Source organism: Kribbella sp. CA-294648 (assembly GCF_050943845.1).
Classification (GTDB): domain Bacteria; phylum Actinomycetota; class Actinomycetes; order Propionibacteriales; family Kribbellaceae; genus Kribbella.
The window spans coordinates 6,857,655-6,877,444 of the sequence record NZ_CP191981.1 but is presented as its reverse complement, the minus strand read 5'-3'; the positions used below and the strand labels follow the sequence as shown (position 1 = coordinate 6,877,444).

The window sequence follows — 19,790 nt, the reverse complement described above, 5'->3', positions numbered from 1 at the left end:
CGTTCCCTCCTCAAGGACCGCAATGGGACCTAGCAGACGGAAGACGGGACTCATGCAGGTCAGTGTTACCTGACCAGGGGTCGGTACCTTCCAGCAACGCGTGTCCGAGTTGGGTTGCCTGATGGATCACCGATTTGCCCCGGCGCTGCGAAATGATCAGACCGGCGTCCCGCAGTACGGCGGTCTGGTGGCTGGCAGTGGCCAAGGTGATGCTGCAGGAGCGAGCCAGCTGAGTCGTGGTCGCGCCCTCGACGGTCAGGGCCAGGACGGTCGCGCGGGTCCGGCCGACCAGTGAGGCCAGCCGCTCCTGCGTGTCCTCACTCGAGCGCTCCTTGTGCAGCAGCCCACCGGCGTACTGGACCGGGAACACGAGGACCGGGGGGAGCTGGTCGTCCATCAGCTTCGTGGGCTGCTTCCAGCAGAAGTACGACGGCTGCAGCCGCAGACCCCGGCCGTTGAGCCGCATCTCCCCGTCCGGGAAGGCGGGGATCTCCAGGACCTGCCCCTGCCAGCGCGCCTGCGGGTGGATCCCGGTCAGCATCGACCCGACTCCACCTGTGGTCAGCTGGTGCATCCGGTGCCGGTTGTCCGCCTGCACCGCCGACCGCAACGACGGCCAGTACGCCGCCAGCGCGGACCGGTGGTACACCCGCACCGAGTGGCCGAGCCGATGCAGGCTCTCCGGGCGGGCCTCGCTGAGCTGGCGCACCCAAGTGACCGACGTACGGTTCGGCTTCAGCAGCGACAGGTCCCTGCGGACCCGGTGGCGTGGCGTCGACAACATCAGGTCCACCGCGTCACCGAAGTCACTCGACTGGCTGGTCGGCGTCAGGAAGTCGGGGGAGTAGCCCACCGGCGGCGCCAGCGCGGCCAGCGGTCCGACCACCTCCCGTTGGAGCCTGCGACGCATCCGCTGCCGCCAGGCGCCGTACGCGAGCGGGCCGTCCTCGACCTGCAGCATGTGGAGGCTCAGCAACACCTCCCAGAGCGGGTCCGGCTCCGCGGCCAGCGTCGTCCGGGCGATGTCCTCGGCGGTGAAGTGAATACGCAGCATGCTGTTCCTTCCCAGTCCGGAGCCTCCAAGGCGGCTCCAGCGGCCCCAGAAGACCAGGGAAACAGCAAGGCCTTACCGATCGCTCACCTGCGGGTGACGTATCTCTCCCGGGCCGTGACGCTGCTGAGAGGAAGGCCACGCGGCGAGGTACTGCCGCTGCGGCCCCCGATTGGGCAGCATGGGCCGCGGGACGGGGTCAGCGGAAGGAGCAGGGATGCAGTTCGGTCGCAGTTACGAGGAGTTCGAGGTCGGCGCGGTGTACAAGCACTGGCCCGGCAAGACGGTCACCGAGTCCGACGACCACCTGTTCTGCCTGCTCACGATGAACCACCACCCGCTGCACCTGGACGCCAACTACGCCGAGCAGACCACCCAGTTCGGCAAGAACGTTGTGGTTGGCAACTACATCTACTCGATCCTGCTCGGCATGTCGGTCCCCGACGTGAGCGGCAAGGCGATCGCCAACCTGGAGATCGAGTCGTTGCGGCACATCGCCCCGACCTTCCACGGCGACACCATCTACGGCGAGACCACCGTGCTGGACAAGTGGGAGTCCAAGTCCAAGGACGACCGCGGCGTCGTCTACGTCGAAACCAAGGGCTACAAGCAGGACGGCACCGTGGTCTGCCTGTTCAAGCGCAAGGTCATGGTCCCGAAAGACAGCTACCTGCAAGCCCGCGGCGGAGACCAGCCGGCCCGCCCCACCCCCCTCACCTGACCCACCCCCGCCCCACCCCACCCCACCCCACCCCACCGCCGGCTGGCTGCCGGCGCATCCCGAAACGTGCACTTTGTGCACCGGGTGAGTGGCTACCTGCCAGTACGACGCTCAGGTGCTGCACAAAGTGGGATTTAGGGGTTGGGTGGGCGGAGCTCGACCAGGACGGCGCTGGGCATCTGCAGGATGAGGGTTACTGCTTCTGTTGATCGTTCCAACGGGGTCGTGCGGAGTGTGTTGCGCTCGGCAAGTAGTTGCCACTGGTCGTCGGTCGGCCAGTCGCCGATCTCCAGAGCTTCTGCCTCCGCCACCAGGTTGCCCGAGTCCTCGGACAGCCAGGTGGCGGTTGCCTGCCACGACGGATCTACGCCGGGGAAGTTCAAGGTGATCTCCCGGCCGAGGTCGGCCGCGCCCTCCGCCTTGGACTGGTCGAGGGTCAGGTTCCAAACCAGTACGGCGATCCGGTCGCGATCCCGGGATGCCCACGCCTCCACCAGACTCCCGCCACCGTCGCCCTCGACGACCACGGGCAGCTCGACCGGACCGAGACGGCTCAGCAGCGACAGCGCGTGGAAGCGTGGCTTCGCCAGCCCGCCGACCGTCTGCAGCCCGAATCCGCCGTGCAGCAGCCGCGGCGGCCGGCCGAGCTCCTCGAAGTGGTCCGACGCCACCCAATAGGCCAGCGCGTCCACCCGCCCTGCCGCCGAACGCATCCCGCGCAGCAGGAACACCCCGGAGAACACCGAGTCGCTGATCGGATTGAAATGCGTCGGCGTCACGCCCCACTCGGTCCACAGGATCCGCGCCTCGCCGAACCCGTGCCGCTCCAGCGACGCCCGTACGTCGAGCGGCGGGCTCCCATAGGTGTGCGTCGTCACGAAATCCACGGCCGCACCACTCGAGGCCGCATGCGCAAGCAGGTCGTCCACCCACCCGGCTGCAGCAGAGGACGGACCGCCGACGGCCAGCCGCGCGTCGACGGACTTCACCGCGGCGGCGGTCACGTCGTACAGGTGTAGCCACTCCGTTTTCGTGCCGGACCAGAAGACCTCGAGGTTCGCCTCGTTCCACACCTCGAAGTCCCAGGTCAGTACTTCGTCCAGCCCGTACCGGTCGACGAGATGCTGGACGAGCGCACGGACCAGGTCGTGCCAGCGCTCGTACGACTTCGGCGGCGAGATGATCGCGCCGTACTCGAAGACGGTCCTCGACGGGTCGGCCGCGAGCTCCCGGGGCATGAACCCGAGCTCGACCACCGGCCGCAACCCGAGCCCGAGCACCTTGTCGTAGATCGCGTCGACCACCGCGAAGTCGTACGCCGGTACGCCGTCCACCTCGGTGTAGACCCGGGTGTCGTCGTGGAAGATCGCATGCGCCCGCACCGTCCGGACGCCGATCTCGTCACGCATCCGGCGCAGCGCCTGCTCCAGCTCGACCCCGATCTCGCGACCGCCGGTGAGGTCCTTGCAGAGCAACTGGCTGAGCCGTTCGCTGCCCACCATCGGCACCCAGGGCCGCGGCAACTCAGTGCCCTCGGCAACCGCATCCACAGTCACCCGGACACCAGGCAAGTTGTCACCGGCAACCAAAGCGGTTGCCTCGACCGACGGACCCGGCCGACCGTGCACGGTCACCTCGGGGACACTCGCCACCGCATACCGGTACGTCGTACCGGGCGTGCCCGTCGTGTCGACGTACGGGGGCGCCGGGACCGACAGGATGTCGCGGCTGTGGTGGTCGACCGGTCCGAGCGAGGAGTCGTCCAGGCCGCGCAGGATCACGTACCCGACCGCGCCCGGTACCGGTGACCAGTCCACCGTCACCTGGCCGACCCCGCCCACCGCCGTCACCCACGCCGGCGGATCGAGGTCGGGCAACGAGACCGCGCGGGTCTCGTCGCTGTGCCGGGCGATCCGCTCGTCCCAGTCGGCCCTCGCGTTGCTCTGCATCCCAGTGACTCCCGTTGGTCGATCAGTCGAGGCCGGCGGTGAACTGCTCCATCGCGATCAGCGGGCGGACCCGCCGGACCATGTCGCCGACGGCGAAGTTGCGCCGGATCGAGTCACCCGCGAAGACGTTGCCGATGGCACCCATCACCATCGCCTGGTCGAGGGACAGATAGCGCCGGGCGATCAGCCCGGACTTCACCGCGACCGAGTCGAAGAACCCACCTCCGCCGTACGCGTGCAGCATCGACTCGATCCGGCTGAGGTTCTCGATCGCCTGCCGCGGCGCGTACTGCATCGCCAGGAACGCGGCATGCGGCGTCACCACGCCGTCGCCGTACGTCGGGTTCGGGTTGGTCCCCTCGCGGCAACCCTCGAACCCCGCGTCGTAGTTGGTCGCCTCGAGATCCGAGGGGTAGCCGCCCGGGTCCATCCCGATCGCGTCGACACCGTAGACCGAGTACCCGCCCTTCGGGTTGCTCGCCGGCGAGAAGCCCCAATACCCGTACTTCGCTTCGTCCATCCCGTGCTCGATCTGCGCCCGGACTGTCAACGGGTGGTTGATGCCCCAACTGCGCGGCGCCCAACTCGACTCCGGCACGAACAGATCGGGCATCAGCGACTCGAACATGTCGCCACCCCAGGACGGCACGAGCCGCATCCCGCGGTACGAGTAGCTGCCCTCGAACACGTCGATGCCCAGGTAGGTCCGATGCACGCCCACCGGCCGCTGCTCCACCCACGACCAGTCGCAGGAATCCGGGAAGGTGCGGTAGGTGGCGAAGTACTGCTGCGGTGGCACCTGTCCGCGCGCGATGCCGATGTACGGCGCGATCCGCGCTTCGGTGTTGCAGGTGTCGTAGTGGAACTTGCGGTAGTACACGTCCGGCCCGGCGCCGGCGTGGTTGCCCTTGTCGGTCGCCTCGTCGGGCGGCGACGTCTCGAAGAAGCCACCGCGCATCAGGCCCGCTCCGAGGCCGGGCCGGGCGTCGGGGTTGTAGTAGTAGGCGAAGTTCATCTTGGCGAGCAGCGGGTCGGCCAGCCGGCGTACGGCGGGCTCCGCGTTGCGGACCACCATCAGCGCCGCCGCGAACCAGCCGTTGTCCACGCTGGACACGAACGGCGTGATCGCCTTGGTCCCGTCGGGATCGACCCGCAGGACCTCGCCGGTCGATTCGTCGTACCAGTTGAAGTACATGCCGCTCGGGTCGTGATGGTCGACGCGGGTCATCGTGGTCAGCGTCTGGGTGAGTCGCCGGATGGACTCGCCCCGGGTGATGAGGCCGAGCTCGCGGGCGACGATCGTGCTCCACAGGTAGCCGCCGATGTTGGTCGGCGAGGTGTACCTGCTGCGGACCGGGTTGGTGACGGACTCCCCGATGTTGTCGGCGGGCAGGCCGGTCTTCTCGTCGGTCATCGCGACCAGGCTGCGCCAGGTGTCCCGGGCCCAGCGGCCGACCAGAGCCCGGTCCTGGCGACTTGGCTGCCACCCACCCCGAAGGAGAGCGGCGGGATCCGGCGTACCGGCGTACGAGCTGGTGGTGATGCCGGCGGATCCGGCGAGGGTGGCAGCGCCAGTGGCTGCCAGTAACGTGCGTCGGCTGATGTTGGCGGTCATCCGAGCCTCCAGAGAGTTATTTGATGCCGGTGATGGCGATGCCCTTGGTGACGTGGCGCTGGAAGGCCAGGAAGATCACCAGCACCGGTACTACGACGACCACCGCGCCGGCCATCAGCAGGCCGAAGTTCTGCGCGTTCTGGCCGGTCGAGTACAGCGCCAGGGCGACGGGCAAGGTGTACTTCTCCTCGGTCTGCGCGACCACGAGAGGCCACAGGAAGTTGTTCCAGGAGCCGAGGAAGGTGAGGATCCCGAGGGTGGCCAGGGCAGGCCTGGTCAACGGGAGCATGATCCGGGCGAAGATGCCGAGCTCGCTGCTGCCGTCCACCCGGCCGGCGTCCATCAGGTCGTCGGGCAGACCCTGGAAGAACTGCCGCATCAGGAACACCCCGAACGGCGAGACCAGGAACGGCAGGATCAGGCCGGGGTAGGTGTTGGCCAGCCCGGCGTTGGTGACCAGGACGAACAGCGGGACGAAGGTGACCACTCCCGGCACCATCAACGTGCCCAGTACCAGGACGAACAGCGCGGTCCGGCCGCGGAAGTGCAGCTTGGCCAGCGCATACCCGACCATCGAGCAGAAGATCAGGTTGCCGGCCGTCACGGCCAGTGCGACGACCGTCGAGTTGAGGAAGTACCGGGGGAAGTTCGCCTTCGCGAACAGGTCGTCGTAGTTCTGCGTGGTCGGTGCCTCGGGCAACCAGGTCGGCGGCACCCGGAGCAGCTCGCCCTGGGTCTTGAAACTGCCGAGCAGCATCCACAGGAACGGCGCGGCCACCGCGACCAGCCCGAGGATCGCGATCAGGTAGATCCACCAGGTCCGGCGCATCACTTCTCCCTCAGCAGCTTGAACTGGATGAAGGTCACCACGGCGATCACCACGAAGAGGATGTAGCTCATCGACGTGGCCAGCCCGTAGTTGCCGAAGCCGAACTGCTGGTAGGTGTACATCGACACCGACACCGTGCTGTTCAGCGGCCCGCCCTGCGTCATCACGAACGGCTCCTCGAAGAACTGCAGGTAGCCGATCCCGGTGGTCACGCTGGTGAACAGGACGGTCGGCCGGAGCAACGGCAGGATCAGGTACCGGAACCGTTGCCACGAGCCCGCACCGTCGAGCTGGCCGGCCTCCTCGACGGACTGCGGGATGCCCTGCAGACCGGCCAGGAAGATGATCATCGCCGAGCCGAAGTTGCGCCAGACCGCCATCATGATCAGCGACGGCATCGCCCAGGTCTTCGACGCCAGCCAGTTCGGGCCGTCGATGCCGACCCAGGACAGGACGGTGTTGAGCAGGCCGGCCTCCGGGGCGAGCACGAACCGCCAGATCACCGCGATGGCGACGATCGAGGTGATCACCGGCAGGTAGTAGCCGACCTTGAACAGACTCTGGAACCGCTTGACGCCGCGATCCAGCAGCAGAGCCGCCGCCAGCGCGAGGACGAGAGTCAACGGCACCCCGACCAGCACGAAGTACGCCGTGTTGAGCGCGGCCTTACGAAACGTCTCGTCCTGAAAAGCCCTGAGGTAGTTGTCGAAACCGACCCCGTTCACCGCAAACGGCGTCCGCAGATCCCGCTGCCTGAGATCGGTAAAACTCATCCCCAACGACCCAAGCACCGGCCCAGCAGTAAAGGCCAGAAAGAGCACGACAAACGGCAAGGTAAGGATCCAAGCAGCCGCGGTCTGACGGCCGGAGGCCGCCGACCGCCCCCTGCTGCGGCCGCCTGCTCTACCCCCTCCACCTCGCCCGGCGCCCGGCCGCCTCGGCGGCCGGGCGCCGGGAGAGGTGCTTGGCTCGGTCGAGCCCTGCAGTGACGTCGAGTTCACCGCGATCAGCCGCCGGTGCCGATCGACGCTGCTTTGGTCTGGATCGCCTTCGCGGTGTCGGCGGGGGACTGGCCGGACTTGGCCATCTTCTCCACCTCGGCGTCGAACGCGGCGGCGACCTGCTCCCAGCTCACGATCGCGGGCGGTGCCTTCGCATCCTCGAGCTGCTTGCCGAACACCGGCAGCAGCGGGTCACTCGCGATGCTGGGGTCCTCCCACGCGCTCTTCACGGCCGGCAGATCGGTCGACAGCTTGAACCACTGCGCCTGCGTCTTGGCGTCGGACAGCCACTTCACCAGCTTCCAGGCGCTGTCCTTGTTCTTGCTGTTCTTGAACACGACGAAGTTGCTGCCACCGACGAACGACGTCGCGGTCTTGTTCTTCGGCAGCTGGAAGACGCCGATGTTCGGCTTGATCTTGTCGCCACCCAGCTTGGTCACCGAGCCGGCCATCCACGGGCCGGAGATGAACATCGGCACCTCACCGCTGACGAACTGCGCCTCGGTCTGGTTGGCCGGCAGGTCGGTGCCGGCCAGCTTGTCGGTGAAGAAGCTCTGGTAGTACTTGAGCCCCTCCTGCATCTCCGGGGTGTCGAAGGTGAACGTCTTCTGGTCGTCGGTGGTGATGTTCGCCCCGGCCGACCACGCGAACGGCATCACGGTCTGCCACGACCCGGTCCCGCCCGGCTGCAGATTGATCCCGTACTTCGCGCCGGCCTTCTCCTTCATCGCCTTCGCCATCGCCTTGAGCCCGTCCCAGTCGGTCGGCGGCGTGGTGATCCCGGCCTTGGCGGCCAGGTCCTTGCGGTAGTAGACCAGCCGCGTCTCGACGTACCAGGGGACGCCGTAGCTGGTCCCGCCGACCTTGGTGGTCTCGTTGGCACCCGCGAAGAAGCCGCTGGTGTCGATCCCGGCCGGGGTCGGGTCGAGTGCGTCGAGGTCGGCGAACTCACCCATCCAGGTGGTGCCGACCATCGCGGCGTCCGGCAGCGTCTGCGCGGTGATCGCGGTGGTGAACTTGCTGTGCGCGGCGTCCCAGGGGATCGGGGTGATCTTGACCTTGGCGCCCGGGTTGGCCTGCTCGAAGGCGGCGGTCAGCTTGGGCAGGTTCTCGCCCTCGGTGCCCATCGCCCAGACGGTGATCTCGCCGGTGGCGGGTCCGTCGCTGATACTGGTCGTTGCCTGTGGCGCTGATTGTCCGGAGTCGTCCGACCGGCCGCAGCCGGCCAGCGCCAGCGTCGTCGCCGTGAGTGCCGCACCGCCGATCACCAGTCGGCGGCGGGTGGTCTGGGTGAACATCAGTGATTTCTCCTCAACCGGTTGATGGTGCTGCCTGTGTTTCCCCCGGTCCCGTGCCGCAACTACCGCGCAGCACAAGCTCCGTCCCCAGTACGTCGTTCCGCGCCCGCGTCCGCTCCCCGCTGATCCGTTCGTGCAACCGCTGAGCCGCCAACCGCCCCAACTCGGCCATCGGCTGCCGCACCGTCGTCAGCCCCGGCGACACATACCGAGCCGCCATCACGTCATCCCACCCCGTCACCACCACATCCCCAGGCACCCGAACCCCGCCGTCCCCCAGCCCTTTCACAATCGCCAACGCCAACTCGTCGTTAGCACAAACCAAGCCGTCCGGCCGCCCTGCAGACCAGCACACCTCGGCTCCTGCCGCCCCGCCGCCGGCTCCGCCAACTGCGCTGTCCTCCACGGCCCCGCCCTCTGCGGGGGTGCCGTCCTTTCCCCAGTTGGTTGCTTCTAGCAACCGTGCGGCGAAGGTCGTACCTGCTTCTTCTGTGAGGGGGACTCGTTCTGGTTTGGGGACGTCGAGAGCGCGTGCGCGGAGTGCTGACGAGAAGCCGGCGTAGCGTTCGGAGACGTCGTACGAGCTGTCGGGATCGCCGACGAACAGCAGACTCTGGTGACCGTGATCCAGCAACCGACTCGTCAGCTGCTCGGCACTGGACGCGTTCTCGCTGCGCACCGAGTCGCATCCGGTCAGCGGTGGATGCGCCACCAGCACGATCGGGACGTTCGCTCGTCGCAGACCCTGGATCGCGGGCAGGTCCAGTGCGTTGCCGTGGACAACGATTCCGTCGACGCGACTGGCCAGATCGCGCAGGGTTCGGGACGGATCGGGGTTGCCGTGCGTGACGGTCAGGATCACGCTCTGGCCGTGCTCACCGGCCCACCGCTCGTACCCCATCAGCAGGTCGCCGTAGAACGGACCCGCCAGGTCGGGCAGGACCAGGCCGTGCGCCTCATGCCGTTGCACAGCGAGACTTCGAGCCGCCCGCAGGGGCACGTAGTTCAGCTCCTGCGCCGCCTGGTCGACTCGCGCCCGAGCCTTCGCCGAAACCGGTCCGGTCCCTTGCAGGACGCGCGAAACAGTCGCGATCGACAGCTTCGCCAGCGCCGCGACATCGTAGATCGTCGCGGGCCTGCCGGTCGGTCCGGAGGGCATCCGTCGGTCTCCTCACGGTAAAGTGGAAGCGCTTACAGTTTTCGACCTTGCCTTGTCCCGAGGCGGTTGGTCAAGGGCTCGGCCGGAGTGGATCCGGCTTTCTGCGACGATGGCGGGGTGAGTACACACGCGCAGCCCGGTGAACGGAAGGACCGGCTCTGGCTGGTTCGGCACGGCGAGACGGAGTGGAGCAAGTCGGGTAAACACACCTCGACGACCGACCTGCCGCTGACCGAGGAGGGGGAGCGGATCGCCAAGTCGCTGAAGGAGCGGCTGGCGGGACAGGAGTTCGATCTGGTGCTGACCAGCCCGCGCCAGCGCGCCCGGCGTACGGCGGAACTGGCCGGCTTCGCGGACGCGGAGGTCGACGAGGACCTGGTCGAGTGGAACTACGGCGACTACGAGGGCATCACCACCGCGGAGATCCGCAAGACGGTCCCCGGCTGGACGGTCTGGGCCCACCCCACGCCGAACGGTGATACCCCGGAGCAGGTCTCAACCCGTCTCGACCGGGTCAACGCGAAGATCGCCGCGGTCGACGGCGACGTCCTCGTCTTCGGTCACTCGCACGCCCTGCGCGCGCTGACCGCCCGCTGGCTGGAACTCGACGTCACCGAAGGCCGCCACTTCGTCCTCAACACAGCCACCGTCTCCATCCTCGGCTGGGAACGCGGCTCCCCGGCCATCCACCAGTGGAACGCCTGATCAGCTTTCCCTCGGGCCGGCGATCCGGTTGGTGAGCAGTGTGACGCGCCATGATCCTAGCCCTGCTAGATATTCTGCCGACGGCAGTGTCAGTGATGCTGTCGGACTGCCGGTCGCGGTCTTTCCACCGGTGGGTTCGGCCGCCACGGCTCTCGGTGCCACGGCTCTGACCGCGGTCATCGTCGCCGGCCTACTCCTGCGGGAGCGCCAACTCGTACAGGTTGATGCTGCAGAACTCCCGAAAGCCCAGGCGCTCGTAAACTGACCGGCCGGCCGGAGACGAGCCCAGTACGGCGTACTGGCTGCCCGAGTCGCGAGCCTCCCGCAGTGCGGCGGAGGTGAGCGCGGCGCCGATCCCGCGTCGCCTCGCCTCGGGCACCGTCATCACGAAGTACACCCCGGCCACTCCAGCTGCCAAGAACACCGTTGCTGTGGCCACCGGTTCGCCGTCGAGGTAGCCCAAGTAGTGCCGCCACGGATCCGCGACGCCCAGCCGGCGGTAGACCTGAGCCACCCACTGCGCCTCCTTCGGGCCTTCGCCGAATCCCCGGCCCAAGGTGTCCGCCCAGACGCCCAACTCCGCAAGACCGATCCGCTCGACCCGCAGCCCGGCAGCCTCCGCCTCCCGCAGTTCGGTGAGCCGGAGGGCCATGCCGGGCTCTGCGCCGCCGTGGCGGAAACCGGCGGTGAGGAGCCGGTCACCCAGATCCAGCGGACGCATCGACGGCCCGACGTGCCAGCTACCCGGTACGCCGTGATCCTTCAACTCCTGAAGGGATTCGGCGACTACTTGGTCCGCTGCGCCGTCGTCGACCGAGCAGTCGACGACCGCGTTGTGGTAGTCGAGCGGCGACCCACCGATCGTCCACCGCACCCCATCGGCCGACCGCTGCCGCCCACCACCCGCGGCACCCATCGCCAGCAGCAGTTCAGCCGCGTTGCCCTCGATCGCTCGCGTCAGCGCATCAACGCTGCCGTCGATTGCTGGAGTCTCGTCCACCTGTCCGAGTCTCCGCCAACCCACCGACAGATTGCGACCGGTTTACCCCGGCAACGCGTTCCACTGCGCCAGTGTCGAGGCGAGCAACGTCGTGGTGGGAAGGTTCTCGAACTCCTCGCGGCTGACGAATCGCGCGTCCAGCGCGTCGTCACCCGCTGTCAGCGTGCCGCCGACCGGCTCCGCCTGGTAGTCACGGATCACGTACAGCCTGCCGTTCGGAGCGTCGCGTTCGACCTCGCCGACCAGGTCGCCGACCTCGACCGTGAGACCGGTTTCTTCCGCGACTTCCCGGGCCACCGCGGTCGGGTCGTCCTCGCCCGGCTCGACCCGGCCACCCGGCAACGACCAGAGTCCGCGGCCGGGTTCGTTGGCGCGCTGGATGACGAGCAGCCGGTGCTGTTCGTCGTACACGAGAGCGCCGACGCAGTCGACCCGCTGCGGCCGGCTGGGGAACTCCAACGGCTCTTCCATGTGGAAAACCATAGGGCCGCCGACCGACCCGGATAGCATCACTGCTGACAGTTGTCCAGAGAAGGGATCCCGATCACTCGTGCGCATCGACCTGCACACCCATTCGAACCGCTCGGACGGCACCGACCCGGTCGACGTCCTGATCGCGCACGCGAAGCGGGACGGCCTGGACGTGATCGCGCTCACCGATCACGACACGGCCGACGGCTGGGGCGAAGGTCGGCGGGCCGCCGAGGAGGTCGGGATCGGCTTCGTGCCGGGGATCGAGATCTCCTGCAAGCTCAACGGGATCAGCGTGCACCTGCTCGGGTACCTGCTGGACCCGTCGTACCAGCCGCTGGCCGACGAGCTGTCCACCGTCCGCGACGGCCGGACCGACCGGATTCCCTCGATCGTTGCCCGCCTCAACCGGATGGGCGTCGCCCTGACCGTCGACGAGGTGCTCGCCCAAGCGACCGGTACGCCGTCCGTCGGCCGCCCGCACGTCGCCGACGCACTGGTTGCCAACGGCACCGTCGCCGATCGCGGTGAGGCCTTCGACCGGTTCCTGGCCGACGGGCGCCCAGGGCACGTCTCGCACTACGCGATCGAGCCGGGCCGGGCGATCGAGGTGGTCCGCGCGGCCGGCGGCGTACCGGTGATCGCGCATCCGTGGGGCCGGTCCAGCCACAGGGTGATGACCGCCGAGACGATCGCGCGCCTGGTCGCCGACCACGGCCTGGCCGGCATCGAGGTCGACCACCAGGACCACTCACCGCAGTCCCGTACGACGTTGCGCGCGATCGCGCGGGAGCTCGGCATCATCTACACCGGGTCCAGTGACCACCACGGCGCGGGCAAGGTCGACCACGACCTGGGCGTCAACACCACCGAGCCGGAGCAGTTCGAGCGGCTCCTCGAGGTGGCCAAGGCGAACGCGGCCGCCGCCCCTGACGCAACCGCAGCCGAGGCGTACCTGCCATGAACGACATCATCAACCTCTCCTTGCTCAGCTCGGTCTTCGTCACGCTGTTCGTGATCATGGACCCCCCGGGCACGGTGCCGGTCTTCATCTCGCTGACGGCGGGGCAGTCGCGCGCGGTCCGCAAGAAGGCCGCGTGGCAGGCGGTGCTGGTCGCGTTCGGCGTGATCGTCGCGTTCGCGATCTTCGGCCAGCAGATCCTGACCCAGCTCCATATCTCCCTGCCTGCTCTGCAATGCGCGGGCGGTTTGCTGCTCCTGCTGATCGCGTTGCAGTTGCTGACCGACACCGCCGAGGACCCGGTCCAGACCAAGAACGTGAACATCGCCTTCGTCCCCCTCGGTACGCCGCTGCTGGCCGGTCCGGGCGCGATCGTCGCCACGATGGTTTTCGTCCAGCGTGCTGACGGAGCGTTGCCGGACGTGGTGGCGATCTCGGTCGGTATCGTGCTGATCCACGTGGTGATGTGGCTGACGCTGCGCTTCTCCGGGCTGATCATGCGGCTGCTGGGGGAGAACGGCGTCCTCCTCGTCACCCGGATCGCGGGTCTGCTGCTGAGCGCCATCGCAGTACAACTGGTGGCGGATGCGGTGACAGACTTCATCAAGGCCGGCTGATGCCCGACACCCTGCCGGGCATGCCCACCAAGCTGTTCGTCGCGACACCGACCAAGCTGCTGAACTTCGCCGACTGCAAGCGCAAGTATCGCTACACCTACCTGGAGACGCCACGCCCGCCGAAGGGCCCGGCCTGGGCGCACAACACGGTCGGCGGGGTCGTGCACGAAGTGCTCGCCGAGTTCTTCGGCCGCTGGCCGGCGGCTCGCCGTACGCCGGACGAGGTCGTCGCGAAGATCCGCTCGAGCTGGCGGCAGGACGGATTCCGCGACGAGCAGCAGTCGCTGACCTGGCGCGAACGGGCCACCGACATGGTCCTCGGCTACCTCCGCGACAGCGACCCGTACTACGAACCGCTCGGCGTCGAGCGCACAGTTGCCTTTACCACCGAGCGCGCCAGCCTGCGCGGCCGGGTGGACCGCATCGACGAGCGCCCGGCCCGCGACGGCAGCGGCGGATCAGAGTTGGCCATCGTCGACTACAAGACCGGCCGCCATCCACTCACCAGCACAGACGCCCGCTCCTCCTTGGCGATGGCTCTCTACGTCCTGGGCGCCCGCCGAGTCCTCCGCCGCCCGTCGACCCGAGTCGAGCTACACCACCTACCGACCAACACAGTCGCCGCCGCCGACCACGACGACGCCTCCCTGGCCCGCCACCAACGCCGAGCCGAATCAATAGCCGACGACGCCGCAGCAGCCGAAGCCCACTGGCGCACCGGCCTAACCCCAGCCGAAGCCGACAAACACTTCCCACCCGAACCCTCCCCCCTCTGCGGCTGGTGCGACTACGCCCAAATCTGCCCACCCGGCCGCCGAGCAGCCCCCACCCGACCCCCCTGGTCAGCCCTGGAAGACGTACCAACCCCCACCCCCGACCCCACCTGACCAGACTTATCCACAGATCCAAATCTCCACCCCACCACCCGTTCCACCCTGACTACCGTCGAGGTATCGACCGAGTCAGGGGGAACAGATGGCGTCCGCCCCAGTCAGCCTGGACAACCTTCCGGAACCGCGTGAGCTGCATGCGCGGCTTTCCGAGCGCAGGAGGCTTGAGTGGGAAGATCCGCTTCCGACGAAACGTGAGCTCGCCAAGGAGTTCGGCGAGGTGGCGGCGGTGGCGAGTCTGGCGATGCTGGCCAGGATCGCGGACGCCGAGCATCTGGTGACCGAGGATTTCGTTGCTGCCGTGCCTCCTCGCAGCGTCTCTTACCAACTGGAGTCCCGGGTGAAGTCGCCGCGGTCACTCGCCCGGAAGATCAGCGCGTCGAACGCGCACCGCTCGAAGCCCGCGGAGCCTCAGGATGTTCTGCGCTACACCGTCCGCGCCGATGCGCGCGGTCGCTGCATCGCGCTGTCGGACGGGATGCGTCGACCTGCCGGTCTCGGCGAGCTGAGCGAACTGGGCGGCGTACCGGTAGCAGTCAGAAGCTACGGTGAGGCGTACGGGAGAGGCGCGATGCGCCCCGGTGCGGCCGTGCCTCCCGCCGAGGCAGGTAAAGGCACCGCTCAACAAGTAGCCATGGATCTTCAGCAGGGAAAGGGGATGGGGCGGTGACGCGGCTCTTTGTGGTTCGTGAAGATGGGGTGACGGTGTGGGTGGCGGCGTTGATCGACGAGGACATCTGGACCTACGTCGCCAACACCGGGCGCTTTCATCGCAACGCCGGCCTGCGGCACGACTTCTTCATGCTCAAGGAGCTGGAGTACACCGAGGTCGGCCTGTCCGAGGCACGCCGGTTGATCGCCGCCGGCGTCGGAACCTTGACCGAGGAGTGGCAGGCGGACGCGCTGGAGAAGTGGCAGCAGGATCCTGAGGCGATGAGCACAGAAATCGTCTTCGCCTCACACATCGCCGATCTTTCCTGACGCCGCCGAGCCCGCGTAGAGGCGGGCGATGATGGATTCGATGGTGGGGTCGGCTATGGAGAGGTCTACGAGGGGGTAGCGGGCGGCGATCTGGGCTACCAGCGGGGCGGCGCTGGTGGTGGGTGGGAAGGTCAGGTGCTGGCGGGGGCCTTCGGTTTTGGTGACTGTGGTGCCGGGGATTTCGATGGGTGGTAGCGAGGTGGCCAGGTCGACTATCAGGGTGCGGGGGGCCGACTGGCTGGCTCGGAGGCCGGTGAGGGTGCCGTCGTAGACCTGGTGGCCGTGGTCGATGACCATCACGCGGGAGCAGAGCGCCTCGATGTCGTCCAGGTCGTGGGTGGTGAGGATGATCGTGGTGCCGCGTTCCTGGTTGACCTGCGCCAGGAACTCCCGCAGTCGCGCCTTGCTGATGATGTCGAGGCCGATCGTCGGCTCGTCGAGGTAGACGATCTCCGGGTCGTGCAGCAGCGCCGCCGCGATGTCGCCGCGCATGCGCTGCCCCAGCGACAGTTGCCGCACCGGTACGTCGAGCAGGTCGCCGAGATCCAGCAGCTCCACAAACGTCGCCAGGTTCTCCAGATGCCGCGCCTTCGGTACGCCGTACATCTTCTGCAGCACCGCGAACGAGTCCTTCAGCGGCAGGTCCCACCACAGCGTCGTCCGCTGCCCGAAGACGACGCCGATCCGCTTGGCCAGTTTGAGCCGGTGGCGGGACGGGTCCACGCCGGCCACCCGGATCGATCCGCCGGTCGGGACGAGGATGCCGGTGAGCATCTTGATCGTGGTCGACTTGCCGGCGCCGTTCGGCCCGATGTAGCCCATCACCTCGCCGGGCTCGACGGTGAAGGACAGCCCGTCGACCGCCCGCACCTCCCGCCGGGTACGCCGCAGCCCGACCCGGCTCGTCACGGTGAAGGCGCGGGACACGTTCTCCAGTTCGATCACGGACACTGCTAGCTCCCTGTACTGCGGTAGCGGCGGAGGCCGGCTCGCCAGGCCAGTGACGCCAGCGCGATCATCGCGATGGCCACCAAAGGCGCGAGCAGGCCGATCCAGGACGGCAGCCCCAACGGGGCGGGTTTGCCCAGCACGTAGAGCACCGGGTAGTAGTTCACGAACGCGAGCGGTACGACGAAGGTGACGGCGCGGACGACGTCCTGGCCGAAGACCACCAGCGGGTACTGCGTCAGCTGCTGCCCGCCGTAGGTGAACGAGTTGGACAGCTCGGCAGAGTCGATCGCGATGAACTGGAACGCGGCACCGAGCACGAAGATCGCGCCGAAGATCATCGTGCCGGTGATCAGCGACACCCCGAGAACGATGCCCTTGGCAACGGTCCAGTCGAGCTCGGTCCGGGACAGCGCGATGGCCAGGATCAGTCCGGCCTGCAGCGGCCGGCCGATCCGGCGGAGCGCGAAGTCTCCTGCCACCGCCTGGAGGAAAGCGGGCACGGGGCGAACCAGCCACACGTCCAGTTCGCCGGTCCGGATCCGTTGCCCGACCTGGTCGAGCGACCCGGTGAGCAGGTTCGCCAGCCCGAGCGTCATCGATGCCGTGCCGTAGAGGATCGCCATCTCGCCCAGACTGAACCCGCCGAACGACTTGATGTGGCTGAACATCAGGAACACGGCGGCGAAGTCGGTCCCGGTGATCAGTACGCCGGTCAGGACGGTCAGCGCGAACGACAACGGATAGGCCAGCCCGGACCGCATCCACATCGTCATCAGCAGCCAGTACTGACCGGGCCAGCCCAGCGCGGCGCGAAGGCGTGAGGTCACCGCTGCGTCAGCCACCGGCGATCACCACCTTCCGCGTCGCGAAGTACGTCGCCAACTGTCCGGCCAGCACCAGGATCAGGATCCACAGCAACTGGAAGGCCAGCGCCGACCCGACCCCGCCGGGATTGCGACCCAGCCAGACATCGATCGGCACCTGCAGAGTTGCTGCCCACGGAGTGGCCCGGGCGAACTCGCCGATCCAGCCGGGGAACAGCACCAGCGGCAGCGTCGAGCCGGAGAAGAACAGCGACAGCGCCATCGCCAGGTTCTCCATTCCGCGCGAGTCGGTGATCCAGAACCCGGACAGCGCCACCAGGTACCGGACCCCGAAGCTGACCGTGATCCCGAACACCACTGCTACCGCAACCGCCAGCCACTGCACCGCGGACGACGGGAAGTTCAGGTCGAACACGAGCGCCCCGACCAGCAGCGGAGCACCACCGCGGACCAGCAACTGAAAGAGCGCCCGGCCCGCGTCGACGGAGAGCCACCACAACATCAGGTGGGTCGGCCGGTACAGATCGACCGCGATCTCCCCGGTCCGGACGCGTTCGCCGAGCTCGGCCGTGGTGGTGGCGCCGAAGATCCCGACCGGCAGCAGCAACCCCTGCTGGAGCCAGACGAAGGTGAGCGCGTCGGACACGTCGTACCCGCCGAGGCCAGGGCGGGCGTCCCACAGCGTCAGGTAGACGCCGCAGAAGATGAAGCCGAACACTGTGTTGGTGAAGATGCCGGACACGGTGGCGATCCGGTACGTCGAGAACCGGCGGAACGACCGCACCGCGATCGCCCAGTAAACCCCCACGCAACCTCCTTCGGAACACTCGAGGTGGTGTCCGGACAAAGCCCCAGCGGCATGCGGAACCGCCCCGGTTCCGCGAAGGACCGGGGGTTCGGACACCACTGTGGCGGCACGGGAAACCATGCCGTTGTCAAGGGAAGGAATCGGACAGTACGCCGGGCCGCCGCGGGGCGTCAACTCGATTGTGACGGCCGGAGCTGTGTCAGGACCGTGATGGTCCACGGCCCCGGGAGACCATGACTTGAGCGGGCCGATCTCGTTGACTTGCGGGAGGGCCCCAACCGGATCGGTGTTCCCGGGGTAGACAAGGTATGCCGACGATGACGACGGACGACCCAGTGCCGGCGAAGGCTCCGCCCGCGGACGGAGCCGGATTCGTCGACTGGGTGCGGCCGCACCTGCCCGCGATGGCCAGGGTGGCGGCGCGGCTCGCGGTCGGCGCCGACCGCGACGACATCGTCCAGGAAGCACTGACCCGCGCCTGGCTGAAACGCGACCAGTACGACGGCAGCCGCGGTACCGCGTCGTCGTGGTTGCTGGCGATCACCGCGGACCAGGCCCGCAAGGCGGTTCGCCGGTTGCGTCCGGTCGCCGAGCTGGCCGACCACGACCAGCCGGTACGCCGTCCCGACGTCGAGGCGCAGGTCGATGTCGACCAGGCCCTCGGCGAGCTGTCGCCCCGGCAACGGCTGGCCGTCGACTGCTACTACTTCGCGGACCTGTCGATCGCCGACACCGCCGCGGTGATGGATTGCTCCGAAGGCACCGTCAAGTCCACTCTTTCCGATGCGCGGGCCCGCCTGCGCTCTCTGCTGGAGGTCAGCGAATGAAACCGACCGACAAGGTCGACGACCTGCTGACGAAGGCCGGCGCCCAGTGGCGCGCGAGCCAGCCGTCCGCGCCCGAACCGGACCTCGACCGCATCACCAGTGCCCAGCGGAAGCGCCGCTGGCTGGTGCCCACGCTGGCCGCGGCGAGTGTGGCCGCCATCGCCACCGCCGCGCTGATCGTTCTCCCGGACCGCACGGAGCCGGCCGTCGCCCCACCGCCGAGCGCGCCCAAGGTCATGCAAGGTGAACCGCGGTCGGTTCAGCCCACGGCCGCACAACCCGGTGCCGACGGCCTCCTGGTCCGCGACGGCGACAAGGTGGAGATCAACGGTCAGATCGTCGCCGTCCCCGGCAAGGACCCGGTCTTCTGCCCGGACGTCATCCGGACACTTCCCGGGTACCCACCGGGTAAGGAGCCGCCGCCGTACTGCGGAGACGACCAGTCGGTCAAGCTGATCGGTCTTGATCTGGCCAAGCTGAGCGAGCCGAAGCTGACTCAAGGGGTCCGCAGTGGGTTCGGCCACGTGGTCGGGACCTGGCGCGCCAAGACCATCACGGTCGAGGAGCAGGCGGCGTACCGAAAGCTGCCGGGGTCGGAGCCGGCCGAGCAGATGTCGTGCCCGCCGCCGGCCGGCGGCTGGCAGTCGCGGCCGAGCAACCTGGACTCGAAGCCGGTGCAGGACTTCCTGACGTCGAAGGCCGACGTGATCTCCGGTCAGCGGGTCAGCTATCCGGCCGGCCACAGCCGGAAGGCGCCGGTGGTCTTCTCGGTCGGTGTCGCCAAGGGAGACCTGGCGGCGTTCCGCAAGGCACTGGAGACGGTCTATAAGGGCAACTTGTGTGTGTTCCGGGGCAAGATCAGTCTCGCTGAGAACACGCAGATCACCGAGGCTCTCTCCACGCTGATGGGTGAGCGCAAGGACCTGAGCATCTTCCACGGCGGCGGCAGCCGGGGCGACGAGGGCCTGGTCCCCGTGCACCTGCTGGTGTTCGACGACAAAGCCAAGGCTGCCCTGACTCCGCTGGGCCTGGAGAAGCTGGACATCACCCCGTCGGTGCGCCCGATCCGCTGACAAATTTGCTGAGAGCAACCAAAGATGCCCAGCGGTGACCTCACCGCTGGGTATCTTTC

General features: G+C 68.0%; 21 protein-coding genes. 9 read left to right on the top strand and 12 right to left on the bottom strand.

Annotation, left to right across the window (positions count from 1 at the left end):
• Positions 1–10 precede the first annotated feature (10 nt).
• Positions 11–1,054: an ArsR/SmtB family transcription factor gene (locus ACQPYM_RS32520; protein ID WP_433008140.1), complete on the bottom strand. Its 1,044-nt coding sequence runs from the start codon at positions 1,052–1,054 to the stop codon at positions 11–13.
• A 214-nt stretch (positions 1,055–1,268) separates the two neighbouring features.
• Between ACQPYM_RS32520 and ACQPYM_RS32515 the strand changes: the two genes are divergently transcribed.
• The gene (locus ACQPYM_RS32515) at positions 1,269–1,772 is read left to right on the top strand and encodes a MaoC family dehydratase (RefSeq protein ID WP_433008138.1); all 504 of its coding nucleotides are present in this window, start codon (positions 1,269–1,271) and stop codon (positions 1,770–1,772) included.
• Positions 1,773–1,906: 134 nt separating this feature from the next.
• Here the strand turns inward: ACQPYM_RS32515 and ACQPYM_RS32510 are convergent, their stop codons facing one another.
• The 6 genes from ACQPYM_RS32510 to ACQPYM_RS32485 all read right to left on the bottom strand — a co-directional run bounded on the left by ACQPYM_RS32510 (position 1,907) and on the right by ACQPYM_RS32485 (position 9,623).
• Positions 1,907–3,721 (bottom strand): GH39 family glycosyl hydrolase, encoded by a 1,815-nt coding sequence (locus tag ACQPYM_RS32510; RefSeq protein WP_433008136.1) that lies wholly within the window; start codon positions 3,719–3,721, stop codon positions 1,907–1,909.
• A gap of 22 nt (positions 3,722–3,743) precedes the next feature.
• Complete coding sequence (locus tag ACQPYM_RS32505; RefSeq protein ID WP_433008134.1) at positions 3,744–5,336, bottom strand: glucoamylase family protein; 1,593 nt, start codon at positions 5,334–5,336, stop codon at positions 3,744–3,746.
• Between the two features lie 16 nt (positions 5,337–5,352).
• The gene (locus ACQPYM_RS32500) at positions 5,353–6,165 is read right to left on the bottom strand and encodes a carbohydrate ABC transporter permease (protein WP_433008132.1); all 813 of its coding nucleotides are present in this window, start codon (positions 6,163–6,165) and stop codon (positions 5,353–5,355) included.
• Entirely contained in the window at positions 6,165–6,938 is a 774-nt protein-coding gene (locus ACQPYM_RS32495; RefSeq protein ID WP_433008130.1) for a carbohydrate ABC transporter permease, read from the bottom strand. Before ACQPYM_RS32495 ends, ACQPYM_RS32500 begins: the two co-directional genes overlap by 1 nt.
• Before the next feature lie 233 nt (positions 6,939–7,171).
• Positions 7,172–8,464 (bottom strand): sugar ABC transporter substrate-binding protein, encoded by a 1,293-nt coding sequence (locus ACQPYM_RS32490; RefSeq protein WP_433008128.1) that lies wholly within the window; start codon positions 8,462–8,464, stop codon positions 7,172–7,174.
• Between the two features lie 13 nt (positions 8,465–8,477).
• Positions 8,478–9,623 carry a LacI family DNA-binding transcriptional regulator gene (locus tag ACQPYM_RS32485; RefSeq protein WP_433008126.1) on the bottom strand — a complete coding sequence of 382 codons (1,146 nt, stop codon included), beginning with the start codon at positions 9,621–9,623 and terminating at the stop codon, positions 8,478–8,480.
• 117 nt (positions 9,624–9,740) lie between these two features.
• Between ACQPYM_RS32485 and ACQPYM_RS32480 the strand changes: the two genes are divergently transcribed.
• Positions 9,741–10,328, top strand: coding sequence for a histidine phosphatase family protein (locus ACQPYM_RS32480; protein ID WP_433008124.1), 588 nt, complete (start codon positions 9,741–9,743; stop codon positions 10,326–10,328).
• A gap of 190 nt (positions 10,329–10,518) precedes the next feature.
• Here the strand turns inward: ACQPYM_RS32480 and ACQPYM_RS32475 are convergent, their stop codons facing one another.
• Positions 10,519–11,328, bottom strand: a complete 810-nt coding sequence (locus ACQPYM_RS32475) for a GNAT family N-acetyltransferase (RefSeq protein ID WP_433008122.1) — start codon at positions 11,326–11,328, stop codon at positions 10,519–10,521.
• Between the two features lie 42 nt (positions 11,329–11,370).
• Positions 11,371–11,799, bottom strand: a complete 429-nt coding sequence (locus ACQPYM_RS32470; protein WP_433008120.1) for an NUDIX hydrolase — start codon at positions 11,797–11,799, stop codon at positions 11,371–11,373.
• 79 nt (positions 11,800–11,878) lie between these two features.
• Between ACQPYM_RS32470 and ACQPYM_RS32465 the strand changes: the two genes are divergently transcribed.
• The 5 genes from ACQPYM_RS32465 to ACQPYM_RS32445 all read left to right on the top strand — a co-directional run bounded on the left by ACQPYM_RS32465 (position 11,879) and on the right by ACQPYM_RS32445 (position 15,248).
• Positions 11,879–12,763: a PHP domain-containing protein gene (locus tag ACQPYM_RS32465; RefSeq protein ID WP_433008118.1), complete on the top strand. Its 885-nt coding sequence runs from the start codon at positions 11,879–11,881 to the stop codon at positions 12,761–12,763.
• Entirely contained in the window at positions 12,760–13,377 is a 618-nt protein-coding gene (locus ACQPYM_RS32460; RefSeq protein WP_433008116.1) for a MarC family protein, read from the top strand. Before ACQPYM_RS32465 ends, ACQPYM_RS32460 begins: the two co-directional genes overlap by 4 nt.
• Positions 13,378–13,397: 20 nt before the next feature.
• The gene (locus ACQPYM_RS32455; protein ID WP_433008114.1) at positions 13,398–14,264 is read left to right on the top strand and encodes a RecB family exonuclease; all 867 of its coding nucleotides are present in this window, start codon (positions 13,398–13,400) and stop codon (positions 14,262–14,264) included.
• A gap of 88 nt (positions 14,265–14,352) precedes the next feature.
• On the top strand, positions 14,353–14,937 hold the full coding sequence (locus tag ACQPYM_RS32450) for a hypothetical protein (RefSeq protein ID WP_433008112.1): 585 nt from the start codon (positions 14,353–14,355) through the stop codon (positions 14,935–14,937).
• Positions 14,934–15,248, top strand: coding sequence for a hypothetical protein (locus ACQPYM_RS32445; protein ID WP_433008110.1), 315 nt, complete (start codon positions 14,934–14,936; stop codon positions 15,246–15,248). Before ACQPYM_RS32450 ends, ACQPYM_RS32445 begins: the two co-directional genes overlap by 4 nt.
• On the opposite strand, the gene ACQPYM_RS32440 is transcribed toward ACQPYM_RS32445, so the two are convergent.
• From ACQPYM_RS32440 to ACQPYM_RS32430, 3 genes are read right to left on the bottom strand one after another with little or no spacing between them, the layout of a single operon-like run.
• Positions 15,225–16,199, bottom strand: coding sequence for an ABC transporter ATP-binding protein (locus ACQPYM_RS32440; protein ID WP_433008108.1), 975 nt, complete (start codon positions 16,197–16,199; stop codon positions 15,225–15,227). The genes ACQPYM_RS32445 and ACQPYM_RS32440 overlap by 24 nt on opposite strands.
• Before the next feature lie 2 nt (positions 16,200–16,201).
• Entirely contained in the window at positions 16,202–17,041 is an 840-nt protein-coding gene (locus tag ACQPYM_RS32435; protein ID WP_433008106.1) for an ABC transporter permease, read from the bottom strand.
• Positions 17,034–17,831 (bottom strand): ABC transporter permease, encoded by a 798-nt coding sequence (locus ACQPYM_RS32430; protein ID WP_433008104.1) that lies wholly within the window; start codon positions 17,829–17,831, stop codon positions 17,034–17,036. Before ACQPYM_RS32430 ends, ACQPYM_RS32435 begins: the two co-directional genes overlap by 8 nt.
• A gap of 317 nt (positions 17,832–18,148) precedes the next feature.
• Between ACQPYM_RS32430 and ACQPYM_RS32425 the strand changes: the two genes are divergently transcribed.
• Together ACQPYM_RS32425 and ACQPYM_RS32420 are read left to right on the top strand one after the other, a co-directional pair.
• Complete coding sequence (locus ACQPYM_RS32425; protein WP_433008102.1) at positions 18,149–18,658, top strand: RNA polymerase sigma factor; 510 nt, start codon at positions 18,149–18,151, stop codon at positions 18,656–18,658.
• Positions 18,655–19,731, top strand: a complete 1,077-nt coding sequence (locus ACQPYM_RS32420; protein WP_433008100.1) for a hypothetical protein — start codon at positions 18,655–18,657, stop codon at positions 19,729–19,731. Before ACQPYM_RS32425 ends, ACQPYM_RS32420 begins: the two co-directional genes overlap by 4 nt.
• Positions 19,732–19,790 lie beyond the last annotated feature (59 nt).

What these genes read in the sequence shown, in the direction of transcription:
- ACQPYM_RS32520 (WP_433008140.1), bottom strand. Translation starts at nt 1,054, where the DNA reads ATGCTGCGTATTCACTTCACCGCCGAGGACATCGCCCGGACGACGCTG.
- ACQPYM_RS32515 (WP_433008138.1), top strand. Translation starts at nt 1,269, where the DNA reads ATGCAGTTCGGTCGCAGTTACGAGGAGTTCGAGGTCGGCGCGGTGTAC.
- ACQPYM_RS32510 (WP_433008136.1), bottom strand. Translation starts at nt 3,721, where the DNA reads ATGCAGAGCAACGCGAGGGCCGACTGGGACGAGCGGATCGCCCGGCAC.
- ACQPYM_RS32505 (WP_433008134.1), bottom strand. Translation starts at nt 5,336, where the DNA reads ATGACCGCCAACATCAGCCGACGCACGTTACTGGCAGCCACTGGCGCT.
- ACQPYM_RS32500 (WP_433008132.1), bottom strand. Translation starts at nt 6,165, where the DNA reads ATGCGCCGGACCTGGTGGATCTACCTGATCGCGATCCTCGGGCTGGTC.
- ACQPYM_RS32495 (WP_433008130.1), bottom strand. Translation starts at nt 6,938, where the DNA reads ATGAGTTTTACCGATCTCAGGCAGCGGGATCTGCGGACGCCGTTTGCG.
- ACQPYM_RS32490 (WP_433008128.1), bottom strand. Translation starts at nt 8,464, where the DNA reads ATGTTCACCCAGACCACCCGCCGCCGACTGGTGATCGGCGGTGCGGCA.
- ACQPYM_RS32485 (WP_433008126.1), bottom strand. Translation starts at nt 9,623, where the DNA reads ATGCCCTCCGGACCGACCGGCAGGCCCGCGACGATCTACGATGTCGCG.
- ACQPYM_RS32470 (WP_433008120.1), bottom strand. Translation starts at nt 11,799, where the DNA reads ATGGAAGAGCCGTTGGAGTTCCCCAGCCGGCCGCAGCGGGTCGACTGC.
- ACQPYM_RS32460 (WP_433008116.1), top strand. Translation starts at nt 12,760, where the DNA reads ATGAACGACATCATCAACCTCTCCTTGCTCAGCTCGGTCTTCGTCACG.
- ACQPYM_RS32455 (WP_433008114.1), top strand. Translation starts at nt 13,398, where the DNA reads ATGCCCACCAAGCTGTTCGTCGCGACACCGACCAAGCTGCTGAACTTC.
- ACQPYM_RS32450 (WP_433008112.1), top strand. Translation starts at nt 14,353, where the DNA reads ATGGCGTCCGCCCCAGTCAGCCTGGACAACCTTCCGGAACCGCGTGAG.
- ACQPYM_RS32425 (WP_433008102.1), top strand. Translation starts at nt 18,149, where the DNA reads ATGACGACGGACGACCCAGTGCCGGCGAAGGCTCCGCCCGCGGACGGA.
- ACQPYM_RS32420 (WP_433008100.1), top strand. Translation starts at nt 18,655, where the DNA reads ATGAAACCGACCGACAAGGTCGACGACCTGCTGACGAAGGCCGGCGCC.